Raw genomic sequence first — 16405 nt, forward strand, 5'->3', positions numbered from 1 at the left:
GCTAGATTATTGGAAAGGACCAGATGCCCGTCTTTCAAAATGGCCTTAAAGGTTTCTTCATACTTGAGACTGTATTCAATTGCCCTTCCTAGTTTTGAACCAGGTAAAACTGACTGACGCCGACACCAAGCAAAGAAGTCTTCCATTAGGGGTTGGAGCTCTTCTTGACGTTTCTGTAGTCGTTCATCAGCTGGCAAAGCATGCAATCGCTTTTTTAAGGCCTAGTTTAAGACTAAGTTAGAACAAGGAAAACATTACAATGTAGCCATCATCCACCTTGCAAAAAAACTTATCCGAACCATGTTTTATCTCCTAAAAAAGAGCTACCATTTGACGAACAAAAAGTGATGTAATTTCTGAAATTAACACAAGATTACCTTTGAAAAAAATGGACTTTTTCAAGGGATTTTTGCCATGCTCTAAAATCATCGCTAAATCATCAAATTGAAATAAGAAATATTTTAGATAAACTATTGACTTTTCTTATAGTTTGTCTTTCATTATAGCACATTTTTAAATCTAAGTTTACTAGTTTCAATGCTTCTATCTATTTATTCGGGAAAAAGTTTGAAAAATACTTGCTCTAGCTCTTCCCAATGGTATTTTTTGATTCTTTCCTTTATAATGGGTGTATGGATAAGAAAAAATTATTATTGATTGATGGGTCTTCTGTTGCCTTTCGGGCGTTTTTTGCGCTCTATCAGCAGTTGGACCGTTTTAAGAATGCGGCTGGTTTGCATACCAATGCGATTTATGGCTTTCAGTTGATGTTGAGCCATTTGTTGGAGCGGGTTGAGCCTAGTCATATTTTGGTGGCTTTTGATGCGGGGAAGACGACCTTCCGGACAGAGATGTATGCGGACTATAAGGGTGGTCGGGCTAAGACTCCGGATGAGTTTCGTGAGCAATTTCCCTTTATTCGTGAGTTGCTGGATCATATGGGGATTCGTCACTATGAGTTGGCTCAGTATGAGGCGGATGACATCATTGGGACACTGGATAAGCTAGCAGAGCAGGATGGTTTTGATATTACCATTGTCAGTGGGGACAAGGACTTGATTCAGCTGACGGATGAGCATACGGTGGTTGAGATTTCCAAGAAAGGTGTGGCTGAGTTTGAGGCCTTTACGCCAGATTATCTCATGGAAAAGATGGGCATTACACCGACGCAGTTTATCGATCTCAAGGCGCTTATGGGAGATAAGTCGGATAATATCCCTGGGGTGACCAAAATCGGTGAAAAGACGGGTATCAAGCTCTTGCTGGAGTATGGTTCGCTTGAGGGGATTTATGAAAATATCGATGGGATGAAGGCTTCTAAGATGAAGGAAAATCTCATTAATGATAAGGAACAGGCCTTTTTGTCTAAAACACTAGCGACCATTGATACCAAGGCACCGATTGCGATTGGTTTAGAGGACTTGGTCTATAGTGGTCCAGATGTTGAAAATCTTGGAAAATTCTACGATGAGATGGGCTTCAAACAGCTCAAGCAGGCTTTAAATGTGTCGTCAGCTGATGTGTCTGAGAGTTTGGATTTTACTATTGTTGACCAAATCAGTCAAGATATGCTGAGTGAAGAGTCTATCTTCCACTTTGAGCTTTTTGGTGAGAATTACCATACGGATAATTTGGTTGGATTTGCCTGGTCTTGTGGGGATAAGCTCTATGCCACAGACAAGCTTGAGCTGTTGCAAGACCCGATTTTCAAGGATTTCTTAGAAAAAACATCTCTGAGAGTTTATGACTTTAAGAAGGTTAAAGTTCTTTTGCAACGTTTGGGTGTGGATTTGCAGGCGCCTGCTTTTGACATCCGTTTGGCTAAATACCTCCTTTCGACTGTGGAGGACAATGAAATTGCGACCATCGCTAGTCTTTATGGTCAGACTTACTTGGTTGATGATGAAACTTTCTACGGTAAGGGTGTTAAAAAGGCCATTCCTGAACGTGAGAAATTCTTGGAACACTTAGCTTGTAAACTTGCTGTTTTGGTTGAAACAGAGCCTATTTTGCTTGAAAAACTCAGCGAAAATGGGCAATTAGAGCTTCTTTATGATATAGAGCAACCTCTGGCTTTTGTCCTTGCCAAGATGGAAATAGCTGGAATTAGGGTCAAGAAAGAGACTTTGTGTGAGATGCAGGCTGAAAATGAGCTTGTCATTGAAAAACTGACTCAAGAGATTTACGAGTTGGCTGGTGAGGAGTTTAATATCAACTCGCCTAAGCAGTTGGGCGTGCTTCTCTTTGAAAAATTGGGACTTCCTTTAGAATACACTAAAAAAACCAAGACAGGTTATTCGACAGCGGTGGATGTCTTGGAACGCTTGGCTCCTATTGCTCCGATTGTTAAGAAAATCCTAGACTACCGTCAAATTGCTAAGATTCAATCGACTTATGTAATTGGCTTGCAGGACTGGATTTTGGATGATGGCAAGATTCATACTCGTTATGTGCAGGATTTGACCCAAACAGGTCGTCTGTCTAGTGTGGATCCAAACCTGCAAAATATTCCTGCCCGTTTGGAGCAGGGTCGTCTCATTCGTAAGGCTTTTGTGCCTGAGTGGGAGGATAGTGTATTGCTCAGCTCGGACTATTCACAGATTGAATTGCGCGTTTTGGCGCATATTTCTAAGGATGAGCACTTGATTAAGGCCTTCCAAGAGGGAGCGGACATCCATACCTCGACAGCCATGCGGGTCTTTGGCATTGAGCGTCCTGAGGATGTGACTGCAAACGATCGTCGCAATGCCAAGGCGGTTAACTTTGGAGTGGTTTATGGTATTTCAGACTTTGGTTTGTCTAATAATCTGGGCATTAGCCGTAAGGAGGCCAAAGCCTACATTGATACCTACTTTGAACGCTTCCCAGGTATTAAAAACTACATGGATGAAGTGGTGCGTGAGGCGCGTGATAAGGGCTATGTGGAGACCCTCTTCAAGCGTCGTCGTGAGTTGCCAGATATCAATTCGCGCAACTTTAATATTCGTGGTTTTGCGGAGCGGACAGCCATCAATTCTCCTATTCAGGGTTCGGCAGCAGATATTCTCAAGATTGCCATGATTCAGCTAGATAAAGCCTTGGTTGCAGGTGGTTATCAGACTAAGATGCTTCTGCAAGTGCACGATGAAATCGTCCTTGAAGTTCCTAAATCTGAATTGGCAGAGATGAAAAAATTGGTCAAACAAACCATGGAAGAAGCCATTCAACTCAGTGTTACCCTCATCGCAGATGAAAATGAAGGGGCAACCTGGTACGAGGCTAAATAAAAAGGGGGCTAGTCCTCCTTTTTGTAGTAGAATTATGCAAGCCTTTTCAAAATGTGCTATACTGATGAAAAAGGAGGATTTCTATGAGTCAAGAATTTATCAATCCAAGTGATGGCGTGATTCGTCAGTATCTCGCAACGAGTAAAACCCTTGCTGTAGTGGGGTTATCAGATCGTGAGGAAACAACCAGTAATCGAGTGACCAAGGAAATGCAGGCTCGGGGTTATAAAATTATTCCAGTCAATCCCAAGGCGGCAGGTGGCGAAATATTGGGTGAAAAGGCTTATGCTAGTCTAGCAGAGATTCCTTTTCCTGTAGATATTGTCAATGTTTACCGTCGCAGTGAGTTTTTGCCAGATGTGGCGCGTGATTTTTTCAAGGCTGATGCTAAGATTTTTTGGGCACAGCTAGGACTTGAAAGTCTAGAAGCAGAAGAGATTTTGCGTGCTGGTGGATGTGATGACATCGTGATGAATCGTTGCATCAAGAGAGAACATACACGCTTGATTGAGGAAGCATAAGAAAAAGGTAGCTGGTGGGCTACCTTTTGTGTTATACTCAATGAAAATCAAAGAGCAAACTAGCCGCAGGCTGCTCAANNTTTCGAAGAGTATTAGAAAATGCCGATAAGGGTCTGCATACCAAGAGTGGTGAGGATGATGGCAATCCAGCAGATGGCTCCAAGAAGAATGGATTTTCCACTGGATTTGACCATAGCTACTAGATTGGTTTTGAGACCGATAGCACTCATGGCCATGATAATGAGGAATTTGGAAAGTTGTTTGAGAGGGGTAAAGAAACTACTAGACACACCGAGAGAGGTCAGAAGGGTGGTTAGGAGCGATGCAAGGATAAAGTAAAGGATAAAAAGTGGGAAGACTTTTTTCAGTTGTAGGCTTTGCTTGTTTTCTTGTTGGCGACTTTGCCAGTAGGAGAGAAAGAGCGTGATAGGGATAATGGCCAAAGTACGTGTGAGTTTAACAATGGTTGCAGACTCGAGGGTATTGCTTTGGTAAAGACTGTCCCAAGCGCTGGCGGCAGCCGTTACAGAGGAAGTGTCGTTGACCGCAGTCCCTGCAAAGAGGGCGAAGCCTTCATTGGATAGATGAAGCCAGGTGCCGAGGGTTGGAAAGATGAGCGCAGCCAAGACATTGAAGAAAAAGATAACGGAAATGGCTTGGGCTACTTCCTTTTCCTTAGCATCAATAACGGGCGCTGTCGCTGCAATGGCAGAACCCCCACAGATAGAAGAACCTACTCCAACCAAGGTAGCCAGTTTTGTATCCAGTGCAAAGAAACGCTGGAAGAGGTAGGCAATAATCAGAGCTATTGAGATAGTGGACAGGATGACAGGGAGTGAAGATTGGCCAACTGCGAAGACCTGCGAGATATTGAGACCAAAACCAAGCAAGACAATGGCATATTGGAGCAACTTCTTGGAACTAAAGGTCAAACCAGCATCCAGTTGTTTATAGGACGAGAGAAAGGGATGTAGGAGCATGCCTATGAAAATGGCAAAAACGGGCGCGCCAATCACAGGGAAGAATCCTCCTAAGTACCAAGATACGATAGAAATGAGAAGGCAGGCCAAGATACCTGCTCCATTTTTTGATAGAAATGACATAAAAACCTCCAAATAAAATCTTTTACCATTATAGACATAAAAACAGGAAAAGTAAAGTAGAAAGTGGAAAGTTATTCTATTATGTATTTTTGCGGTCGGGGGGCTTTTGTAGTATAATAGAGATACGTTTTTACAGTAGGAGGTATCTATGGACTTAACTAAGCGCTTTAATAAACAGTTAGATAAGATTCAAGTTTCGTTGATTCGTCAGTTTGACCAGGCTATTTCGGAGATTCCTGGGGTCTTGCGTTTGACCTTGGGGGAACCTGATTTTACAACGCCAGATCATGTCAAGGAGGCGGCCAAGCGAGCGATTGACCAGAACCAATCCTACTATACAGGGATGAGTGGTCTGCTGACTCTACGTCAGGCAGCCAGTGACTTTGTTAAGGAAAAGTACCAACTGGACTATGCTCCTGAAAATGAAATCCTGGTTACAATTGGGGCGACAGAGGCTTTATCTGCGACTTTGACAGCTATTTTGGAAGAGGGAGACAAGGTGCTCTTGCCAGCTCCTGCCTATCCAGGTTATGAACCGATTGTCAATCTAGTTGGGGCAGAGATTGTCGAGATTGACACAACTGAAAATGGTTTTGTCTTGACTCCTGAGATGTTGGAAAAGGCCATTTTGGAGCAGGGAGACAAGCTCAAGGCGGTTATTCTCAACTATCCAGCTAATCCGACAGGAATTACCTATAGTCGGGAGCAGTTGGAGGCCTTGGCAGACGTTTTACGCAAGTACGAAATTTTCGTTGTCTGTGATGAGGTTTACTCAGAATTGACCTATACAGGCGAAGCCCATGTATCTCTAGGAACGATGTTGAGAGACCAGGCTATCATTATCAATGGTCTATCTAAATCGCATGCTATGACCGGTTGGCGTTTGGGACTAATTTTCGCTCCTGCGGCCTTCACAGCTCAGTTAATCAAGAGTCACCAGTACTTGGTGACTGCCGCAAATACCATGGCGCAACACGCTGCGGTGGAGGCCTTGACGGCTGGTAAAAACGATGCGGAGCCTATGAAGAAGGAATATATCCAGCGTCGTGATTATATTATCGAGAAAATGACTGCTCTTGGTTTTGAGATTATCAAACCAGACGGTGCCTTCTATATCTTTGCTAAGATTCCAGCTGGTTACAACCAAGACTCCTTTGCCTTTCTAAAGGATTTTGCTCAGAAGAAGGCTGTTGCCTTTATCCCTGGTGCTGCCTTTGGGTGTTATGGAGAAGGTTATGTTCGCCTGTCTTATGCAGCCAGCATGGAGACTATCAAAGAAGCCATGAAACGACTTGAGGAGTATATGAGAGAAGCATGATTCAGTCTATCACGAGTCAAGGCTTGGTGCTCTATAATCGCAATTTTCGTGAGGATGACAAGCTCGTCAAAATTTTTACAGAGCAGGTTGGCAAACGCATGTTTTTTGTCAAACACGCTGGTCAGTCTAAGCTGGCGCCTGTTATTCAGCCCTTGGTGCTGGCACGATTTCTCTTGCGAATCAATGATGACGGACTCAGTTACATCGAAGACTATCATGAGGTCATGACTTTTCCCAAGATTAATAGTGACCTCTTTGTCATGGCCTATGCGACCTATGTGGCAGCTCTTGCAGATGCTAGTTTGCAGGACAATCAGCAGGATGCTCCCTTGTTTGCTTTTTTGCAAAAGACTTTGGAGTTGATGGAAGCAGGCTTGGATTATCAGGTTTTGACCAATATTTTTGAAATTCAAATTTTGACTCGATTTGGGATCAGCCTTAATTTTAATGAGTGTGTCTTTTGCCATCGGGTCGGTCAGGCTTTTGACTTTTCTTTCAAATATGGAGCCTGCCTCTGTTCAGAGCATTATCATGAGGATGAGAGACGTTGCCATCTCAATCCCAATATCCCTTATCTGCTCAATCAATTTCAAGCCATTGATTTTGAGACCTTGGAGACCATTTCGCTCAAGCCCGATATCAAGCAAGACTTACGCCAGTTTATGGATCAGCTCTACGAAGAGTACGTTGGGATTCACCTAAAATCAAAGAAATTTATTGATTCCCTAGCAGACTGGGGACAATTACTAAAAGAGGAAAAGAAATGAAAAAAATCGCAGTAGATGCCATGGGGGGCGATTACGCACCTCAAGCCATCGTTGAGGGTGTCAATCAAGCCCTAGCTGACTTTTCAGATATTGAGGTTCAACTCTACGGAGATGAAGCTAAAATCAAGCAATATCTGACAGCGACAGAGCGCGTCAGCATTATCCATACGGATGAAAAGATTGATTCAGACGATGAACCTACGAGAGCTATTCGGAAGAAGAAAAATGCCAGTATGGTATTGGCGGCCAAGGCTGTCAAAGAAGGAGAAGCAGACGCTGTTCTCTCGGCTGGGAATACAGGTGCCTTGTTGGCGGCAGGATTCTTCATCGTGGGTCGTATCAAGAACATCGATCGTCCTGGACTTATGTCGACTTTGCCGACTGTAGATGGGAAGGGGTTTGACATGCTGGACCTCGGTGCCAATGCAGAAAATACAGCCCAGCACCTCCATCAATATGCGGTTCTAGGTTCTTTCTATGCTAAAAATGTCCGTGGCATTGCGCAACCACGTGTTGGCTTACTTAACAATGGAACAGAGAGTAGCAAGGGTGACCCGCTTCGTAAGGAAACTTACGAATTACTAGCAGCTGATGAAAGTTTGAACTTTATCGGAAACGTGGAAGCACGTGATTTGATGAATGGCGTTGCGGATGTTGTCGTGGCAGATGGTTTCACGGGAAACGCTGTGCTCAAATCCATCGAAGGGACAGCCATGGGAATCATGGGATTGCTCAAGACAGCTATTACAGGTGGTGGTCTTCGAGCGAAACTAGGCGCACTCCTTCTCAAGGATAGCCTCAGAGGTTTGAAAAAACAGCTCAACTACTCAGATGTTGGTGGAGCGGTCTTGTTTGGTGTCAAGGCACCTGTTGTCAAGACTCATGGCTCAAGCGATGCCAAGGCTGTTTATAGTACGATTCGCCAGATTCGTACCATGCTAGAAACAGACGTAGTTGCCCAGACTGCGCGTGAATTTTCAGGAGAATAAAAGAGATGACAGAAAAAGAAATTTTTGACCGTATTGTGACCATTATCCAAGAGCGACAGGGAGAGGACTTTGTCGTGACAGAATCCTTGAGTCTGAAAGACGATTTGGATGCGGATTCTGTTGACTTGATGGAGTTTATCTTGACACTGGAGGATGAATTTAATATCGAAATCAGCGATGAGGAAATTGACCAACTCCAAAGTGTAGGAGATGTGGTTAAGATTATTCAAGGAAAATAGAAATCGGAGTTCCAAGGCATTTGCTTTGGAATTTTTTATTTGGCTTAATACTCTTCGAAAATCTCTTCAAACCATGTCAGCTCTATCTGCCACCTCAAAACAGTGTTTTGNNATTTTCATTGAGTATAAGTGACCGTTTAGGAACAGATTTAGTCTTTCTAGGGACAGTAGAAATCTGAGGACAAATAAGGGATATAATGGAGTCAGAAAAAATCAATCTCCAAAAAGGAGAAAAGAAAGGATTTTTATGATGAAAAAATATCTTTATTCTAGTTTGTTAGTTCTTGCAGGAGGCGTTCTCCTAGCAAATACTACGGTAGCCTATGCTGATTCCCCATCAGCAAGTGAGAAAGAAGCGATTGCTCAATTAGTTAATCAAGGCAAGATAAAAGCTGAAGAAGCTGATCAAGTAAAATTGATTGGTTTTGAAGATAAAGAAACCCAAGCAGAGGGCAATCAAGAGAAGAAAGCTTTCAATCAATATCGTGATCCGAAAGGAACATGGATGCAAACCAATGGTAAATGGTGGTTTAAATACGGTTCAGGTGGGTATGCTAAAAATTGGGAACAATTAGATGGCAAGTGGTACTATTTTGATGACCAAGGATGGATGAAAGAAAATACTTGGATTCAACCTGATGGCAATTATTACTACTTATCTGCTAGTGGTGCTATGGTCACTGGTTATCAACGTGTGAATGGTACACCATACTTCTTTAGAGCCAGTGGTGTATGGGTAGAAAATCGTGGACAGGCACTTGGTGAATACGCAGAGACATTTGTAGGAAAAATCCCATATGTTTGGGGTGGGGCAGATTTGAATAGTGGCGTAGATTGCTCAGGATTTACGATGGCTATTCATGCTAAGTTTGATATTAGTATTCCTAGAGTAACCTATGGTCAAGCAACAGGAGGAAGCTATATAAGTAATGGTTCTCAACAAGCTGGAGATTTGATTTTGTATAATAGTGAAGAGACAAATGACCATGTAGGTATTTATGTTGGTGGTGGAAAGGTAGTTCATGCTCCATATCCAGGTCAATATGTTTCTTATATGAATCAATACGGTATTACTCAAAATACAATTCGTAGATATTGGTAATATTGTCTAATTTTTCACAATATTATTGACTTTGACAATGAAAAGTATTAGAATATAGCTAAATAAAGAGGGGAAGCCCTCTTATAGCTATTCAATAAAGGAGGAAATGGCTATGAAAAAATCTAAACTACTTACACTTGGTTTGCTTGCAGGTGCTGGTCTACTTTTGTCTATCAACCAAGCACAGGCTGCAGATACTTGGGTTAAAAATGGTGCTGACTGGAATCTTTCACAAGATGGCAGTCTAGCTAAGGATAAATGGGTACAAAATGCTGGCTCATGGTATCACTTCGACAGCACTGGTAAAATGCAGACAGGCTGGCTCAAAGACGGCAATACTTGGTATTCTCTAGCAGATAGTGGTGCTATGCGCACTGGCTGGTACAAGGAAGGTAACACATGGTATTCGCTCGCAAGTAGTGGCGCCATGCGTACAGGTTGGTACAAAGAAGGATCTACATGGTATTATCTCAAAGGCAGTGGCGCTATGGCAACAGGATGGGCGACTCCAAATGGTAAATGGTCTTACTTTGAAAAATCAGGTGCTATGGTCGCAGATAGAGCTGTTCCAGCCAGTGATGGGGAAAGTTATGTCATTGGTAAGGATGGCTATCTAGCAAATAGAAAAGATGCTGGATACAGTATTCATGATATTGTCAAACTTGGAGATGGGCAAGAATATTTGCTAAATGCTAAAGGTGACGATGTTATTATTGAAAAGAATGCCTGGTATATCAGACCAGAGTTCAAGAAGTTTTCTAATAAATATGGAGATGAGGTTGCAAATACTACCTTAGCTTTAGTGGATAATAAAGAAGAAGGACAAGAAATTGATCCTAAGGCAGTTTTACAGAACTTCCAAAACTTACCAAATCGCTACTACTTTGATGAAAATGGACATCGTGTGATTAATATCCCAGCAATGACAACCTATTCAGAGATTAAAAAAGTTGGCAATGATGTCTATTTAGAAAATCCAGGTGCACGACTTCGTCTTGGAGCTACCCACTTTACAATCAATAACAATAAACTATACTATTTAGAAAATGAGCAAGGTAAGCTCAAAACAGGTTACTTTGTATTGATTGATGATGGTATGGCTACAACCCACTATCACATCCTAGCCTATGCGGATCAATCTGGTGAAATTCTTAAGATGAAACGCTTGCCATCAGGAGTTTCAGATTATCTGGATAAAGAAATCGATGGTTTATATGGTGAAAAAATTAAAATTGAATCTCCACACTCAAACGAATATTATAAAGTGGTTGTGGTTAAATAAAAATAACATCTTCACAACTAATCGTTAACGCTCTAACCAATATACCATTTTCAAGAGGCTTTAGATTTCTTGTATTTTAAAAGAAAACTAAAGCCTTTTGTAGATGGAGCAGGGGATAGAGTTGTCTATAAAATAATGAAAAGGAGTCTGTCATGGAAATGAAAAATATATTTGTAGAATTGAAACAATTTGAAGAATTAACTCCAGAGGCTTTGGAGAAAGTGAATGGTGGAGGGATTTTTGAAGATGCCGTAAAATGGTGCGATAAGTTATTTAGTACGGGTAGACACTTTGCTTAAATTCACAGTATTCGTTAGAGATTAGATTTATTTATGATTATTTTAGAATTCTTAGTTTCTGTGCTATATATACTGTTGGTAGTCGTTTCAACCATGGTTCCTACTATTTATTTGGGTGCTCAAATTTCCCCAGAATTTTATAAAAAACGTTATTGGGTCCTTGTATTTTTAATTAGTTTATCTGCTCGCCAAACATTTGGAGAATTATTTCATATAGGAATCATTCTCTTCTTTTACTGTATTTTTTTACTAGTATTGCACAAGGGAAAAGGGGAAGCTTTTTTTCTTTCTCTGTATCTTTTTCTCTTCTTTCAAAGTATTCGTTATTTATTTTTGACAATTTGGATTCGTGTATTATCTGGTGAGCCTTGTTGTTTTGTAGATTCGTTTTCCACTTTATATAGATCTGTATTTGATTTATTATCAATATTTCTATGTTCTACAATTATGAAACGTTGTTCTTTGGATTTGGATTTATTCTTTTCAGATGCTTTCAAAACCCACTATTATAAGAGTTTTTTCATTATCCTACCTCTGACTGGATTTAGGATATTCTCTTCGTTTATGACCAATAGAAATAGTTCGTTCTACGTTCGTTTTGATACGACCATTTCTCTCCTGATTTTCATTCTCTTTTTCTCTTGGCTCTTTTACATCAAGCATTTGGAGCAGGTTTATCGTGATGAGCAGACCATTCAGAGACAGGAAGATGAAAATCGTTCCTTGCAAGGAATGGTGGATAAGTTGGGACATCTCTATGATGAGGTTCGAGGTTTCCGTCATGATTTTGCGGGAATTGTCGCCAGCATGGAGCCTGCCATAGCAAATCAAGACATGGCTGAGGTATCTACCATTTATCAAGATGTCTTTCTAAAGACTAATGAAAAGCTGAGGAAGGCGGATTACACGGCCTTTAATCTTCACAATATCCATGATATAGCTATTCGCAATACCTTGGCAAAAGCCATGATTGTGGCAGATAAGCAGGGAATTCATTTTAGTTTGGAGACGGTGGGGGTTGTCGAAGAGCTGGCATTGCCTATGTTGGAGGCTATCCGTATCCTCTCTATCCTCACGACAAATGCTTTAGAAGCAGCCAGTGAGGCTGAAAATCCGCAGATTCGGGTTGCTTTATTGGCAGGTGATAGGAGTGTCCGTTTTATCATTGAAAACACTCGTAAGAAAGAAGAACTGAATCCCAGTATTCTCAGTCAAAAGGGTTACTCTACCAAGGATAACCACAGTGGACTGGGCTTGGCAACCTTGGAGGACATGGTTTTTCATTATGATTTAAACTTAGATACCCAGCTAGGAGAGACGACTTTTAGACAAGATTTAGAATTGCCATTTAAGGATGAGAAACGAGGGGGAGAGGAATGAGAATTTTAGTTTTGGAAGACGATAGAGTCCAGCAAGGACGGATAGAGCAGACTTTACTAGATATCGGTCGCTCTCGCAATTTAAGATTGGAAATTGATATTGCCAAAAACTATGGGGATGTTGAAAAGTATTCTCAGTATTTTGACCATTACCAGCTCTATTTATTGGATTTAGAGATTGATGGAGAGCGTGAACGGGGCTTTCAGGTTGCTCAACAGGTTCGGGAGCGGGATCCCTTTACAAGCATTGTCTTTGTGTCCACACACTCGGAGGCCTTGCCTCTAGCTTTTCGCTACCATTTGTCTGCCTTGGATTTTATTTCCAAGGATCAGCCTGAGGAGGATTACCGTCGTCAGCTGGAGCGTTGTCTGGACTATGTACTGGCAGTGGATAAGAGGGAAAATATGCGTCTCTTTACCTATAGTTTTGAGGGAAGACGGGGCTTTACTCTGCCCTACCATGAGATTTTAGCCTTTGAAACCTCAGTGGAATCCCACCGTATCAAGGTTTATTATGCCAATCATTCTATCAAGACCATTTATGGCAGTCTCAAGGATATCGCTGCCAAGGCTGAAAAAGATTACTTTGTCTATGCCAATCGCAATACGTTAGTCAGTTTACAAGCCATTGAAGAGATGACTGCCACAGAAGTGACCTTGTTAGAAGGCTTGCATTTCCCCGTATCACGAACAGCCAGAAGAACCCTTAAAAAACATCTCAATGTCTAATATCTGTTAGATTTGAATGAGTTTATCAATAAGAATATCGGAAAATTTTCTGATATTCTTATTTTTTTGACTTCTTTTTCGAATAGATAAGTAAGAGGAAAAGGAAAGGAGTTTGCTTCATGTATCTACCAATTTTCTATTCATGGTTTACTAAATTATTTTTCAAATAAATTTAATTAGTTGTACATTTTTGGATTCTTTCTCGAATAGATAAGTAAGAGGAAAAAGAAGGGAGCCTAGTTCATGTATCTACCAATCTTGTATCCGTGGTTCATTAAATTATTTTTCAAATAAAATTTAATTGGTTGTACATTTTCGAAATTTTTTTCGAATAGATAAGTGAGAAGGAAAAGGAAGGAGTTTGCTTCATGTATCTACCAATTTTCTATCCATGGTTTACTAAATTATTTTTCAAATAAAATTTAATTTAGTTGTACATTTTCGAAATTTTTTTCGAATAGATAAGTGAGAGAAAAAAGAAAGGAATAAAATAATGAAAGAACATTATTACGGATTTGTTGAGCTAACTTCGGAAGAATTGATCGATATTCAAGGTGGAGAAAATTGGACGAAAACCCTTGTAGATTGGTACATTGGATTTCGTAGAGGTTTTGGTTTTTAGGAGGATAAGAGATGAATGAAATGAATGATAAATATACTATTGAAGTATTAAAGGAAAGCGACTTAGCCTTGCTGGTGGGTGGTAGTGAGGCAAGTTACCAACATGGTTTAATGGTGGGGTTCATTTTACGTCGTGCATTATTTGGATTCTAAGATAACATTTAGAGAGTAAAGCTTACCTACAACAATGAACAGAATATATGAAAAAGGAAATACAAATAACTACCTTTTTCAATCGTTAAGAATCAAAAAAGGAGAATAAGATGGAACAAATTAAAAATATGGAAAATAGTTTTCATGTAATGAGTCATGAGGAATTGGCCGATGTAGAAGGAGGCTTGCTATTTGGTCTGGTAGTAGTTGGAGGAGTCGCAATTGCAGGAACATTTTTATTGGGTGCGGTAGATGGTGCTTCAGGAGCACATGCTAAGCGTCGTGGACGTTAACAGGGAAGGATGAGCGCTAATGGAACGCATAATAGAAAGTTGGATTACTAGAGTAGAGAATTTTTACAGTTTGCAGTCAATTCCTGTAAAAGTATTCATTTTCATAGTTGGAGTAGTTGGGATTTATGCTTTAGGGACATTACTTTTAGGACCGGTTTATTGGGCGGGGCAGAAGTTTGGCGAAATGGTTTACAATTATTTGTTTTAATAAAAAATTATAGATAAAGAGGAACATACATAATGAATATGATAAAAATTGAAGAAAGATTTACAAGTCTTACAGAAAAAGATTTAGCAACAGTAGAGGGCGGTCGAGTGCCATGGAGAGGTAATATTAACATCGATGTCCATAAAGTGATTGATAGTACGGGAAGATTTTTCGGTAGTATCTATAATGCTGGTAGAGCATTTGGGCGAAATGTTTACAATGCATTTTATTAATATAGTTTATTAAAATTGACATCATATATTATATTTTTGGATTCGTTTTCGAATAGATAAATAAGAGGAATACAGGGAATGATTATTTCAGTAATTCAAGATTTGGATGAAAAAATTTAATAAACACCGCTATACCAAACTTGTCAAGTTTGCAACAAGATAAATATTAAAAATAAAAAAGGAGGTATTCGTTATGAATACAAAAACGATGTCACAATTTGAAATTATGGATACTGAGATGCTTGCTTGCCTTGAAGGTGGCGGATGCAATTGGGGAGATTTTGCCAAAGCAGGTGTTGGAGGAGGAGCAGCACGAGGTCTTCAGCTAGGAATTAAAACAGGAACATGGCAAGGTGCAGCAACTGGTGCTGCGGGAGGAGCTATATTTGGAGGTGTGGCCTATGCAGCGACATGTTGGTGGTAATTATGGATTTTAAAAGTTTTATTATTGGTTTAGTAGTTGGTATATTTGGTCCCTATATGGATGATTTAATTAGAAAAAAATTTTTAAAGTCTTCGGAGAAGAAAACAGAAAAATTTGTCAAAAAATAATCAGAACGATAAATGATGAATCTGATTCAAAATTATCTTGCACATGTAAAGAGAACCATCTCTCCTCTTATCAGGTAAATAGGAGTCTTGTAGTAACGAATCAAAAAAAGGAGTAACTATGAATCGTAATTTAGAACGGTGTTATCTATTCTGACTATGAATAGATCATACCAGAGGCGGCTTAAAAATAGCAGGGACATTGGCAATTGTAGTAATAAATAGGATGTCACAAATGTTACTATCAATGATTTATTTGTTCCAAGCTTGCCTAGGGTGTCAGTAAAACATCATTTTCCTTTCAATAGCATATTTTTAGTAGGTAGGACGCTTGTTCTGCCTATTTTTTTGCTAAAAAGTACAGTTGAAGTGTCTATTTGCATCATTTGGAGTTTTACATGTATTTTTGATAAAAAATAGGCATAGAAATTAGGAAAGTTGAAGAAAAGGAATGAAGAAGGTCTTAGTTTGTGATTTTTTACATACTTTTAAGTCTTGATGAAGTAGTTTGAACTAATATATAATTGCTAGAAATTGAATACACTACTCCTTGAGGGCATTTTGCCCTCTTTTATATTTTACAATAAGTGTAAAAAGGAGAGTTTTTATGCGTTACGGTTATGTTCGAGTATCTACAAAAGAACAAAATATTGATAGGCAATTTTCAGCATTGGTAGAAAACAAATTATCAAAAGAGAATATTTTTATTGATTACGTTTCAGGAAAAGATTTTGACAGAATGGAATATCAAAAATTATTAACTACCTTGAAAGAAAATGATGAATTGGTTATTAAATCAATTGATAGGTTGGGAAGAAACTATGATGAAATTTTAGAACAATGGCAAGCAATTACTAAGAAAAAGAAAGTAAATATAACTGTTTTAGATTTCCCCTTATTAAATACAAAGAATAGCAATGATAATATCACAGGAAAACTAATCTCCGATATCGTTTTACAAGTCCTATCTTATGTGGCACAGTTTGAAAGAGAACAAATCAAACAAAGACAAATGGAAGGAATACGGGAAGCACAGAAAAAAGGGAAGAAATTCGGCAGACCAAAATTGGTTGTTCCGAATAATCTCCCTGATGTGATAGCTCAATATAAGAAAAAAGAAATAACCTTACGAGAAGGTGCAGACATCTTAGGAGTATCAAAAAGCACCTTTCACAATTGGATAAAAAATTCATAGTTCTTGTCAAAAAACCTAGGATTTTTTGGACAGAAAATACAGTCTATTTTAGAAGCGTTTTCGTTAGAAAAAAGGTTCTAAAATCCAGCATTTTGACCAATTATTATTACACTTCCATTTTATCAAGTTTGTCCAAAAAAGTCTAGATTTTAGGACAAA

The 16405-nt window shown here is 39.7% G+C and carries 20 protein-coding genes and 1 pseudogene; 19 read left to right on the forward strand and 2 right to left on the reverse strand.

What is annotated here, in order from left to right:
• A pseudogene (locus HT709_RS08140) lies at positions 1-197 on the reverse strand (transposase); the annotation flags it as partial.
• A gap of 435 nt (positions 198-632) precedes the next feature.
• Between HT709_RS08140 and polA the strand changes: the two are divergent.
• Together polA and HT709_RS08150 are read left to right on the forward strand one after the other, a co-directional pair.
• Complete coding sequence (polA, locus tag HT709_RS08145; RefSeq protein ID WP_119919608.1) at positions 633-3266, forward strand: DNA polymerase I; 2634 nt, start codon at positions 633-635, stop codon at positions 3264-3266.
• A gap of 83 nt (positions 3267-3349) precedes the next feature.
• On the forward strand, positions 3350-3787 hold the full coding sequence (locus tag HT709_RS08150) for a CoA-binding protein (protein ID WP_054388194.1): 438 nt from the start codon (positions 3350-3352) through the stop codon (positions 3785-3787).
• Positions 3788-3879: 92 nt separating this feature from the next.
• Here the strand turns inward: HT709_RS08150 and HT709_RS08155 are convergent, their stop codons facing one another.
• A complete protein-coding gene (locus tag HT709_RS08155; protein WP_172925669.1) occupies positions 3880-4890 on the reverse strand; it encodes a YeiH family protein in 1011 nt (336 codons plus the stop codon).
• Between the two features lie 148 nt (positions 4891-5038).
• Between HT709_RS08155 and HT709_RS08160 the strand changes: the two genes are divergently transcribed.
• From HT709_RS08160 to HT709_RS08235, 17 genes are all read left to right on the forward strand, one after another.
• Complete coding sequence (locus HT709_RS08160; RefSeq protein ID WP_000366350.1) at positions 5039-6208, forward strand: pyridoxal phosphate-dependent aminotransferase; 1170 nt, start codon at positions 5039-5041, stop codon at positions 6206-6208.
• Positions 6205-6975 (forward strand): DNA repair protein RecO, encoded by a 771-nt coding sequence (recO, locus tag HT709_RS08165; protein WP_023932887.1) that lies wholly within the window; start codon positions 6205-6207, stop codon positions 6973-6975. Before HT709_RS08160 ends, recO begins: the two co-directional genes overlap by 4 nt.
• Entirely contained in the window at positions 6972-7964 is a 993-nt protein-coding gene (plsX, locus tag HT709_RS08170; RefSeq protein WP_023932889.1) for a phosphate acyltransferase PlsX, read from the forward strand. The genes recO and plsX overlap by 4 nt, the downstream gene beginning before the upstream one ends.
• A gap of 5 nt (positions 7965-7969) precedes the next feature.
• On the forward strand, positions 7970-8203 hold the full coding sequence (locus tag HT709_RS08175; RefSeq protein WP_000136446.1) for an acyl carrier protein: 234 nt from the start codon (positions 7970-7972) through the stop codon (positions 8201-8203).
• Positions 8204-8450: 247 nt separating this feature from the next.
• Entirely contained in the window at positions 8451-9305 is an 855-nt protein-coding gene (locus HT709_RS08180; RefSeq protein WP_023935480.1) for a C40 family peptidase, read from the forward strand.
• Between the two features lie 112 nt (positions 9306-9417).
• On the forward strand, positions 9418-10587 hold the full coding sequence (locus tag HT709_RS08185; protein WP_050261359.1) for an N-acetylmuramoyl-L-alanine amidase family protein: 1170 nt from the start codon (positions 9418-9420) through the stop codon (positions 10585-10587).
• Between the two features lie 152 nt (positions 10588-10739).
• Complete coding sequence (locus tag HT709_RS08190; protein ID WP_023940555.1) at positions 10740-10886, forward strand: smi_0057.1 family bacteriocin-like peptide; 147 nt, start codon at positions 10740-10742, stop codon at positions 10884-10886.
• A 564-nt stretch (positions 10887-11450) separates the two neighbouring features.
• The gene (locus HT709_RS11895) at positions 11451-12266 is read left to right on the forward strand and encodes a GHKL domain-containing protein (protein WP_007285090.1); all 816 of its coding nucleotides are present in this window, start codon (positions 11451-11453) and stop codon (positions 12264-12266) included.
• A complete protein-coding gene (locus HT709_RS08200) occupies positions 12263-12994 on the forward strand; it encodes a response regulator transcription factor (RefSeq protein ID WP_045606519.1) in 732 nt (243 codons plus the stop codon). Before HT709_RS11895 ends, HT709_RS08200 begins: the two co-directional genes overlap by 4 nt.
• A gap of 493 nt (positions 12995-13487) precedes the next feature.
• Complete coding sequence (locus HT709_RS08205) at positions 13488-13616, forward strand: smi_0059.1 family bacteriocin-like peptide (RefSeq protein WP_050266023.1); 129 nt, start codon at positions 13488-13490, stop codon at positions 13614-13616.
• An 11-nt stretch (positions 13617-13627) separates the two neighbouring features.
• On the forward strand, positions 13628-13768 hold the full coding sequence (locus tag HT709_RS08210; protein WP_001004581.1) for a hypothetical protein: 141 nt from the start codon (positions 13628-13630) through the stop codon (positions 13766-13768).
• 110 nt (positions 13769-13878) lie between these two features.
• Complete coding sequence (locus HT709_RS08215; RefSeq protein WP_061439961.1) at positions 13879-14061, forward strand: class IIb bacteriocin, lactobin A/cerein 7B family; 183 nt, start codon at positions 13879-13881, stop codon at positions 14059-14061.
• A 19-nt stretch (positions 14062-14080) separates the two neighbouring features.
• Positions 14081-14269: a hypothetical protein gene (locus HT709_RS08220; RefSeq protein ID WP_138703720.1), complete on the forward strand. Its 189-nt coding sequence runs from the start codon at positions 14081-14083 to the stop codon at positions 14267-14269.
• Positions 14270-14301: 32 nt separating this feature from the next.
• On the forward strand, positions 14302-14502 hold the full coding sequence (locus HT709_RS08225) for an SPPN_00645 family bacteriocin-like peptide (RefSeq protein ID WP_172925670.1): 201 nt from the start codon (positions 14302-14304) through the stop codon (positions 14500-14502).
• A 193-nt stretch (positions 14503-14695) separates the two neighbouring features.
• Positions 14696-14926 (forward strand): bacteriocin-like peptide BlpU, encoded by a 231-nt coding sequence (gene blpU / locus HT709_RS08230; RefSeq protein ID WP_172925671.1) that lies wholly within the window; start codon positions 14696-14698, stop codon positions 14924-14926.
• A gap of 2 nt (positions 14927-14928) precedes the next feature.
• Positions 14929-15054, forward strand: a complete 126-nt coding sequence (locus tag HT709_RS12070; RefSeq protein ID WP_007284823.1) for a PncF family bacteriocin immunity protein — start codon at positions 14929-14931, stop codon at positions 15052-15054.
• A gap of 604 nt (positions 15055-15658) precedes the next feature.
• The gene (locus HT709_RS08235) at positions 15659-16246 is read left to right on the forward strand and encodes a recombinase family protein (protein WP_023935475.1); all 588 of its coding nucleotides are present in this window, start codon (positions 15659-15661) and stop codon (positions 16244-16246) included.
• Positions 16247-16405: the final 159 nt, after the last annotated feature.

This window comes from Streptococcus sp. 1343 (genome assembly GCF_013277355.1).
Classification (GTDB): domain Bacteria; phylum Bacillota; class Bacilli; order Lactobacillales; family Streptococcaceae; genus Streptococcus; species Streptococcus pseudopneumoniae.

Excerpts from the sequence above, each read along its gene's own strand:
- polA (WP_119919608.1), top strand. The coding sequence starts at position 633 with ATGGATAAGAAAAAATTATTATTGATTGATGGGTCTTCTGTTGCCTTT.
- HT709_RS08150 (WP_054388194.1), top strand. The coding sequence starts at position 3,350 with ATGAGTCAAGAATTTATCAATCCAAGTGATGGCGTGATTCGTCAGTAT.
- HT709_RS08155 (WP_172925669.1), bottom strand. The coding sequence starts at position 4,890 with ATGTCATTTCTATCAAAAAATGGAGCAGGTATCTTGGCCTGCCTTCTC.
- HT709_RS08160 (WP_000366350.1), top strand. The coding sequence starts at position 5,039 with ATGGACTTAACTAAGCGCTTTAATAAACAGTTAGATAAGATTCAAGTT.
- recO (WP_023932887.1), top strand. The coding sequence starts at position 6,205 with ATGATTCAGTCTATCACGAGTCAAGGCTTGGTGCTCTATAATCGCAAT.
- plsX (WP_023932889.1), top strand. The coding sequence starts at position 6,972 with ATGAAAAAAATCGCAGTAGATGCCATGGGGGGCGATTACGCACCTCAA.
- HT709_RS08175 (WP_000136446.1), top strand. The coding sequence starts at position 7,970 with ATGACAGAAAAAGAAATTTTTGACCGTATTGTGACCATTATCCAAGAG.
- HT709_RS08180 (WP_023935480.1), top strand. The coding sequence starts at position 8,451 with ATGATGAAAAAATATCTTTATTCTAGTTTGTTAGTTCTTGCAGGAGGC.
- HT709_RS08185 (WP_050261359.1), top strand. The coding sequence starts at position 9,418 with ATGAAAAAATCTAAACTACTTACACTTGGTTTGCTTGCAGGTGCTGGT.
- HT709_RS08190 (WP_023940555.1), top strand. The coding sequence starts at position 10,740 with ATGGAAATGAAAAATATATTTGTAGAATTGAAACAATTTGAAGAATTA.
- HT709_RS11895 (WP_007285090.1), top strand. The coding sequence starts at position 11,451 with ATGACCAATAGAAATAGTTCGTTCTACGTTCGTTTTGATACGACCATT.
- HT709_RS08200 (WP_045606519.1), top strand. The coding sequence starts at position 12,263 with ATGAGAATTTTAGTTTTGGAAGACGATAGAGTCCAGCAAGGACGGATA.
- HT709_RS08205 (WP_050266023.1), top strand. The coding sequence starts at position 13,488 with ATGAAAGAACATTATTACGGATTTGTTGAGCTAACTTCGGAAGAATTG.
- HT709_RS08210 (WP_001004581.1), top strand. The coding sequence starts at position 13,628 with ATGAATGAAATGAATGATAAATATACTATTGAAGTATTAAAGGAAAGC.
- HT709_RS08215 (WP_061439961.1), top strand. The coding sequence starts at position 13,879 with ATGGAACAAATTAAAAATATGGAAAATAGTTTTCATGTAATGAGTCAT.
- HT709_RS08220 (WP_138703720.1), top strand. The coding sequence starts at position 14,081 with ATGGAACGCATAATAGAAAGTTGGATTACTAGAGTAGAGAATTTTTAC.
- HT709_RS08225 (WP_172925670.1), top strand. The coding sequence starts at position 14,302 with ATGAATATGATAAAAATTGAAGAAAGATTTACAAGTCTTACAGAAAAA.
- blpU (WP_172925671.1), top strand. The coding sequence starts at position 14,696 with ATGAATACAAAAACGATGTCACAATTTGAAATTATGGATACTGAGATG.
- HT709_RS12070 (WP_007284823.1), top strand. The coding sequence starts at position 14,929 with ATGGATTTTAAAAGTTTTATTATTGGTTTAGTAGTTGGTATATTTGGT.
- HT709_RS08235 (WP_023935475.1), top strand. The coding sequence starts at position 15,659 with ATGCGTTACGGTTATGTTCGAGTATCTACAAAAGAACAAAATATTGAT.